Annotated in this window: 7 protein-coding genes; 3 read left to right on the top strand and 4 right to left on the bottom strand. The window is 63.9% G+C overall.

Annotated features, from left to right (window positions below; all coding sequences use genetic code 11):
• Positions 1-38: 38 nt before the first annotated feature.
• From OS914_RS16195 to OS914_RS16185, 3 genes are all read right to left on the bottom strand, one after another.
• Complete coding sequence (locus tag OS914_RS16195; RefSeq protein WP_267547092.1) at positions 39-506, bottom strand: hypothetical protein; 468 nt, start codon at positions 504-506, stop codon at positions 39-41.
• On the bottom strand, positions 506-901 hold the full coding sequence (locus OS914_RS16190) for a hypothetical protein (RefSeq protein ID WP_267547091.1): 396 nt from the start codon (positions 899-901) through the stop codon (positions 506-508). The genes OS914_RS16195 and OS914_RS16190 overlap by 1 nt, the downstream gene beginning before the upstream one ends.
• Before the next feature lie 360 nt (positions 902-1,261).
• Positions 1,262-1,786 (bottom strand): DUF2127 domain-containing protein, encoded by a 525-nt coding sequence (locus tag OS914_RS16185; protein WP_267547090.1) that lies wholly within the window; start codon positions 1,784-1,786, stop codon positions 1,262-1,264.
• A gap of 38 nt (positions 1,787-1,824) precedes the next feature.
• On the opposite strand from OS914_RS16185, the gene OS914_RS16180 reads away from it, so the two are divergent.
• The 3 genes from OS914_RS16180 (at position 1,825) to OS914_RS16170 (ending at position 5,602) form a co-directional block, all read left to right on the top strand.
• Positions 1,825-2,391: a Chromate resistance protein ChrB gene (locus OS914_RS16180; RefSeq protein ID WP_267547089.1), complete on the top strand. Its 567-nt coding sequence runs from the start codon at positions 1,825-1,827 to the stop codon at positions 2,389-2,391.
• A gap of 2 nt (positions 2,392-2,393) precedes the next feature.
• Positions 2,394-3,605: an MFS transporter gene (locus tag OS914_RS16175; RefSeq protein ID WP_267547088.1), complete on the top strand. Its 1,212-nt coding sequence runs from the start codon at positions 2,394-2,396 to the stop codon at positions 3,603-3,605.
• 146 nt (positions 3,606-3,751) lie between these two features.
• Positions 3,752-5,602 carry an FUSC family protein gene (locus tag OS914_RS16170; RefSeq protein ID WP_267547087.1) on the top strand — a complete coding sequence of 617 codons (1,851 nt, stop codon included), beginning with the start codon at positions 3,752-3,754 and terminating at the stop codon, positions 5,600-5,602.
• Positions 5,603-5,807: 205 nt separating this feature from the next.
• Here OS914_RS16170 and OS914_RS16165 read toward each other — a convergent pair whose 3' ends face one another.
• Positions 5,808-7,289: an NAD-dependent succinate-semialdehyde dehydrogenase gene (locus OS914_RS16165; RefSeq protein WP_267547086.1), complete on the bottom strand. Its 1,482-nt coding sequence runs from the start codon at positions 7,287-7,289 to the stop codon at positions 5,808-5,810.
• Positions 7,290-7,323: the final 34 nt, after the last annotated feature.

Genomic DNA, 7,323 nt, shown 5'->3' with positions numbered 1-7,323 from the left:
TCAATAGTTGAGAAGACAAGCCGATCACCACAGCGTGATTATGCCGACCTTTTTGTCCCTTCCACCACCTGGAACCAGGGATCGCAGACCAACATCGGCATAATCACAACGTCGGCATAACAGGTGTAAACCTGACCGGGCCTGGTCGCGGACAGTTCCGGGACCTTGCGGGGTGGGTGCCGTGCCTGCCGGCGGCGTTCCTTGACTTGGCTATTCTCCTCCAGTACCCGGTAGAACGTGGAGATCGAGCATAAATACTTTCCTTCGTCCAGGAGTTGAGCATAAATCTGGATCGGCGGCAGGTCCACGAAACGCGCCGAGTTCACGACCTCCAGGATATGGGCCCGTTCGTCGGGCCCGATCTTGTTTACCGGCACCGGCGCGGGGGCTGGAACGATGACCGGTGGGCAGGGTTTACGGGTTGCTGTGGCCCGGGATACCCCGGCGGTCAGGGCCGCTTCCCGTGTCGGGATGTCCGCCTGCGTGAGCGCGGTGTAGGCGTCCATCAGGGTTTCCTGTACCAGTGCTGTTGCTCCGCGCTTTCGGAGATGTCCTCCAAAAGCTGCCGTGCTTTTTCCATGATGGATAACGCTGCTTCGGTCCGTGTCAGCTTGCGTTCGCTCACCTCCAGCTGCCGACGTAGACGCCCGATTTCTGCTTGCTCGGGCGTGGGTTTACCGATTTTCTCGCCCGGCTTTTTACCCTCGAGCACGCCGGCGTCGCGGAGTTTGCGCCACTCGGTGATCTGCGAGGAGTACAAGCCCTCACGGCGGAGATAAGCGCCGCCGCCGGTGCCGTCGTCGCAGGCTCGTTGGTACGCCTCCAGATGGGCTAATTTTTGTCCCGGGGTGAACGACCTTCGAGGGGTCGGACCACCGGCACGGGGGCCTGAATTACTCATGGACCCATTCTCCCGCGGCAACGAAATTGTGGAGATAGACATTGATGATGTTCCTGGTTCTCGCCCTACGAATCAGACGGAGTTGCTATGAGCTGCTGGCCTTACCCAACGCTGACACGTAGGGACGGGCCGGAGGTTACCGCGGACATATTGATAAGCTGCGTTCCCCAGTTCGAGGCCGCCAGCTGACGCATGTGCAGGTCGCGATCGCGAACAACTTATGTCGCCGTGAACCCTTCACGATGTTGTGGAAGGGCGCCCGGGCGGTCAGTGATAAGGCTTCCGCTATTCCTCACCTCGTCACTCATCCCGTTGTCCAGTGATCCGCGTGCCTTTCAGTACTTCCCTCCGGGAGCACCGCTACCGGAGTTGGGCCTGCGCATGTCTGGCCTTGTGGGCGCGGTATTCGTGCATGGTGAGCCAGACTATAAAGATGTCGAATGCCGTCAGCAGCAGCATCCCGATCGTGAAGCCGACGACCAGCTGGTAGCCCTGGTAAGCGATGAAAACCAGCAGGAAGGCAACCATCCATGGGTAGGCCCAGAATTTGTCCCTGAGTACGGCCCAGACCAGCACCACTTTCACGAGCCCGTGGAGCAGCAGATACACTGCCCCAAAAAGCGATGCGGACGCGGTCAAGGTGCCCGAGTAGTGCACCAGCGCGTTGGCTATGAGGTCGTTGGGATCCTGGGAGAGCTCATGCTGGGTCAGGAATCGGGCCACGGCTCCAAGCTGGGCCGGGGAAACCAGCAACAGCAGGACACCACCGATCAGCTCAAGCACGCCGTCCAGGCCCTTCAGCGTAAGGCTGATCTTAAAGGTCCGGTCAAGCAGGGTCCGTTCCCCGGCTGCTCGGTCTACTTCACTGCTGGCTGGTTGCTTCATAACACTCCTACAAGGTAACGGCTGTTACAATCCTAATTGTGGCACATAATATTGCATGGGTCCTGATCATCGTCCAGATTCCGTCAGAGCCGTCGCGCCACCGGGTGGCCGTGTGGCGCCAGCTGCGCAAGGCCGGCGCCGTTCCTGTTTCCTCCGGTGTCTGGACGCTCCCGGCCGGCCCGGTCTTCCGAGCGGAGCTGGACCGTGCCGGGGAACTATGCCGCCAGGGTGGCGGTGTCTTTGCGGTCATGGACGCGGCCCCGCGTGATGCTGCCTCAATGGCCCTGCTTCGAGACACCTTCAAAGCCGCACGGGTTGATGAATGGGCCGAGTTCACGGCCGACTGCGGCAAGTTCGAGGACGAGATTGCCAGGGAGATCGCGAAGCAAAAGTTTACCTTTGCAGAACTGGAAGAAGAGGAACAAAGCATGGACCGGTTGCGGCGCTGGTTCCGGGACTTGAAGAAACGAGATGTCCTTGACCTTCCCGAGGCCCGGGACGCCGACCGGCACCTGCGCGTATGCGGCACAACCTTGGATGGCTACGCAGACCTGGTGTACCAAGCGGTCCACGGCCCATCGCCGGACGCGGAAGGGACCCTGTGACCATGACGAACCCGCCCGCAAGCTCGGCCGGGACCGCACCTTTTGAACTCCCCCGCAATCGGGTTCCGGGATTGGCCCCGTTGTTTGCGGCAGGGTTCACCACGGCCTTCGGCGCGCACAGCATCGCCGCCGGAATCGGCGCCGAGTCCAGAGATTTGGGAATCAACCTGCTTACCTTCGGGGTATTGCTGGCCGCCTACGACATCGCCGAGGTCATTCTCAAACCTGTTTTTGGCTCGCTTAGCGACCGGATCGGAGCCAAGCCGGTCATCATTGGCGGTCTGTTAGCCTTCGCGGCCGTCTCGCTGCTCGGGATCTGCGCCGCCACCCCGGCCATGCTGAGCCTGGTCCGTCTGGGCCAGGGCGCCGCGGCCTCCGCATTTTCGCCCGCAGCCTCCGCGGCCGTCGCCCGGCTCGCCGGACCCGCGGCGGCCGGCCGGCACTTTGGCAAATACGGGTCTTGGAAAGGGCTGGGCTATGTGCTGGGGCCCCTGCTCGGGGCTGGACTTATCACGGCAGGCGGGCTCCCCGCCCTCTTCATGGCATTGACCGCGATTTCGTGCATGGCGGCCCTGTGGACGTTCCTTTCCATGCCGGAGCTTCCAGTGCTGCCCCGAGCCCGGTACACCGTCATCGACCTCGCCCGGCAGACCGCTCAGCGCGGATTCCTCCTACCAACCATGGCCTTGGCCGGAGCCACCGGTGCCTTGGGAGTCGCCGTCGGCTTCCTGCCCCTGCTCGGAGCCTCCCTCCACCTGTCTTTGTTCGGCAGCATGGCCGTCGTAGCCCTTTTGGCACTGTCATCCACGATCATTCAGCCGTGGGTGGGCCGGCTCCGGGACGCCGGACATGTTTCTACCAGAACCGGCCTGGGCGTCGGCTTGGCCCTGATCGCAGTCGCCATAGGCGGCCTCGCCCTGGTCCCAATTACCGCCACCTTGTACCTATCCGCCGTCGTACTCGGCGCCGGCATTGGCATCACCACGCCGCTTGGCTTCGCCCACCTGGCCACCACGACACCGGCCGAACGGATGGGGCGGACCATGGGTGCTGCCGAGATGGGACGTGAGATCGGGGACGCCGGCGGCCCGCTCCTGGTGGGCGGGATTGCCGCGGCCGCCAGTCTGGCCGCGGGACTTGGCACCCTCGCCGTCGCCCTGGCCGGGATGGCCGTGCTGTGCGTCGCACTCCTGCGCCGACAGCCCCGCCCATGATCGGTGGGACTGGTGGCGGAGCCGTGCTGTCCGTCAGCGCAGCGCTTTGCTCTTCCGTCTCCTGCCCCCGGGCTGACGGACCGCTGCGGAGTTTCCAAGGACACCGAGCTCTCGTCCTGCATGATTGGCAGTGGTAGCCTAACCACATGCATGCGTCGGGAGCGGAAGCGGCAGGTGCAGAGTCGGCCAAACCCCGAAAGAAACTCGGACGGGACGTCTCGGCGAGCATCGGTCTCATCGCGGTGGTGGTCGTAGTGATGGGCGGAGCGATGCTCATCGCGGCGGCTCTCAACCTCGGCGCGAGCATCATTATTGCCGGTTTCACGGCCATCTTCTTCACCCTCGGCGTCGGCGGAGGCACGTTGCGGGCGGATCTGAGAAAAGTGGCCTGGTACGGACCGCTAACCGCCTTGTCCGCGTCGACGCCGCGTATTCTCGCTGAGTACAACCTAGGACTGGCGCTGGTCCTCGTCTGCGTGATCATCTTCGTGGCTGGTTTGCTGCCGGTCTTGGGCAAGAACTACGCGCAAGCCGGCCTGGGTCTGGGCATTGCCACGTTGCTTGCCTTCGCTCTCCAAACGAACACTGGGTCAGCGCTTCAGACCGTGGCGGCGGCCTTTGTCGGCGTCTGCTTCGTCGTTCTGCTGCGGATCCTGATGAAGATACGAGACCCCAGCGACGTCGCCCGTGCACTGGCGGCCGCGACGCTGACGGAGCCCGACCCCGGTTTCGAGCATGCCTACACAATGTGGCTAAGGGACCGGCCGGTGCAGTGGCTGCAGGAGTCTCTCCACGGGGCCGTCGAATACCGGACGATCCGGACCTTCCTGGACGGCAACGAGGCAGCGACAGCAGACCGGCGGGCCTCCGAGGTGTCGGAAGTGGTGGCGGCACAAAAGCCCGGCGATCCCAGTCCCCGGACACCCGACGTGGCTTCCCCAAACACGGTTGGGCTGGATGCGGCATTGCGAACCCTCGACCGTGTTGAGGAGGCGGCCCGCCTTAGAAACACCACGAAAGTCGCTGACGCGGCAGCAACGAGGCGCGCCTTTGACCGGGCCTCCGCCAAATCAGCATTCACGTGGCGTTCGCAGACCCTGAGACACGCGATACGGACGGCACTAGGCGTGTTGGTCACGTTCCTCGTGGCGTGGGCGACCGTGGGACCGCATGATTCGCTGGTCACCTCAATGGCCACGGCGTCCTTCGCGATCCTGCAGATCAGCTGGACCCAGTCCCTGTTCAAAGCCAAACAACGGGTGCTGGGAGTCGCCGGAGGCGCTGGCGTCATGGCCCTGGCCTTGTGGCTCCTGCCGCAGTCGTGGCTTCTGCCCTTCGCCCTCATCGCCGCCATTGCCGGCGTCTGGCTGATCGCCAGTAATCAGGTACTGTCGATCGGCAGCTTCGTCGTCGTCTCGGTCGGCATGAACGCCATCGGCAAGGGCCTTGACCCGACCCGCACACTCATCGAGTACATCCTGCTCTTGTTTTCCGGGGTCGCAATCGGGTTGCTGCTCGGATTCACGGTGGTGCCACAACTCAAGCCGGACCCAGTGGCGGTGCGGGTGCGCCGGACAAGAAGGGCGGGGAGCGAGCTACTTCGCTCGATCGCACAATGCGCCAATCCGGCGTCCGGGACACCGTGGCAACATGGCATGCCGCCCGAACTGATGCGCCCGCTCTACCGACAGCGCACGGAAGTGCTGAATCTTCGTTCGCCATTGGGCAGACAGGATGAGCGTGCCGGCGTGCCCGCCGACGACTGCAGTTCCCTGGCCACGCGATTCGAGACGCTCGCGATTGTGAGCGTCCTCGAGGCCGGGGAGGGCCGTTTGAGCACCCAGACGTTGAACGCCGCGGCAGACGCGCTGGACGGGATCATGGTCCAGGATAAGCAGCAGAATCCTGATGAGGCCGATTCCCCCGGCCTTGTGCAGGTCGCACAATGGGTCGGTTCCAGCAGCACTGAGTTCCTGAAGACCCACAACCGGGGCTGAAAAGCCCCACTTTTCGCCATCAAAGACGGTTCGGCTGGTCCGCTCGTTCGGCTGCTCGGGCTGGGCCAGTAGCTGCAAGGGCCTCACTACGTTTGTCGATGTCGTTGCGGATCAATCGGATCCTTACGGTCATAGTTCCCCAGTAACCTTTGGGACATCCGGTGATGCGCAGCCCCGGCAGCGCCATCTGCACCCCGCCGGTTAGTCAGCCGAGGTGAGGGTCGGGGATGCCGATGTATTGGGTGTAGAGGTATTCCTGGATTCCTTCCAGTCCGCCCTCGCGTCCCAGCCCGGATTGCTTGACCCCGCCGAAGGGCGCAGCGGCGTTGGAAATGGCACCGGTGTTCAGGCCCAGCATGCCGGTCTCCAGACGTTCGCCCATCCGCAGGCCCCGGTTGAAGTCAGCGGTGAAGACGTAGGCCGCCAGCCCGTATTCGGTGTTGTTGGCGAGCCGGACGGCCTCGTCCTCGGTGGCGAAGGTGATGATCGGGGCGACGGGGCCGAAGATTTCCTCGGACAGTATCCGGGCGCTTTCCGTGACGCCGGTGAGGATGGTGGGCTGGTAGAAGTAGCCGGGGCCCTCAACCACGGCGCCGCCGGTCACTGCGGCCGCACCGTCGGCGACCGCATCGGTGACGAGCTGGTGGATCTTTTCCCGGCTCTTGGCATCGATCAGTGGCCCCATCGTTGAGTGCTCGTCTGTGCCGCGTCCCGGGCTCAGCGCAAACATCTGAGCGGCGAATTTCTCGGTGAATTCGTTCGCGATGGTTTCGTGGACGATGAAACGGTTGGCTGCTGTGCAGGCCTCGCCCATGTTCCGCATCTTAGCGATCATGGCCCCCGCGACGGCAGCGTCGACGTCGGCGTCGTCGAAGACCACAAACGGGGCATTACCGCCCAGCTCCATGGAGGTGCGCAGCACCGTCTCGGAGGCATTAGCCAGCAACCTCCGCCCAACCTCCGTGGAGCCGGTGAAGGAAATCTTGCGCAGGCGGGGGTCCGTGACGAGCGGGCCCGTGGTGGCTCCTGCGGTGGAGGTAGGGACGACGTTCAGCACTCCGGCCGGCAGCCCGGCTTCCTGCATGAGCGCGGCGAACAGCTGGGACGTCAGCGGGGTCAGGTTCGCGGGCTTCAGGACCATGGTGCAGCCGGCGGCGACCGCCGGGGCAATCTTGCGGGTCGCCATGGCCAGTGGGAAATTCCAGGGCGTGATCAGCAGACACGGACCCACAGGCTTCTTCGTAACCAGCAGCCTGGACGTTCCTTCCGGGGCGACGGAATAACGCCCAAATGTCCTGACCGCTTCCTCGGAAAACCAGCGCAGGAACTCCGCCGCGTAGGCGACCTCGCTGTGGGCCTGCGCCAGCGGCTTGCCCATTTCCAGAGTCATGAGCAGCGCAAAGTCCGCGGCACGTTCGGTGACTAGCTCGAACGCCCGGCGCAGGATCTCCCCGCGCTCCCGCGGCGGCACGGCCGCCCAGGATCCCTGGGCGGCCACGGCCGCGTCCAGGGCCGCCAGGGCGTCCTCGGGACCGGCGTCGGCGACGGACATCAGCACCTCTCCCGTGGCCGGATCCTCCACGTCAAACGTTTTCCCGGTCACGGCCGGCCGCCACAGTCCATTTATCAGCAGGTCGGCCGGAACCGTGGACAACAGCCGGGTTTCATCTTCAGGGGAAACGGACATTCACTTCTTCCAATCATTGAGTACTAGAGTCCCG

The organism is Arthrobacter endolithicus (assembly GCF_026627425.1).
GTDB lineage: Bacteria > Actinomycetota > Actinomycetes > Actinomycetales > Micrococcaceae > Arthrobacter_M.
This window is presented reverse-complemented; position numbering and strand designations above follow the sequence as displayed.

Coding starts and splice junctions, on each gene's coding strand:
- OS914_RS16170 (WP_267547087.1), top strand. CDS start 3,752: ATGCATGCGTCGGGAGCGGAAGCGGCAGGTGCAGAGTCGGCCAAACCC.
- OS914_RS16190 (WP_267547091.1), bottom strand. CDS start 901: ATGAGTAATTCAGGCCCCCGTGCCGGTGGTCCGACCCCTCGAAGGTCG.
- OS914_RS16165 (WP_267547086.1), bottom strand. CDS start 7,289: ATGTCCGTTTCCCCTGAAGATGAAACCCGGCTGTTGTCCACGGTTCCG.
- OS914_RS16175 (WP_267547088.1), top strand. CDS start 2,394: ATGACGAACCCGCCCGCAAGCTCGGCCGGGACCGCACCTTTTGAACTC.
- OS914_RS16195 (WP_267547092.1), bottom strand. CDS start 506: ATGGACGCCTACACCGCGCTCACGCAGGCGGACATCCCGACACGGGAA.
- OS914_RS16185 (WP_267547090.1), bottom strand. CDS start 1,786: ATGAAGCAACCAGCCAGCAGTGAAGTAGACCGAGCAGCCGGGGAACGG.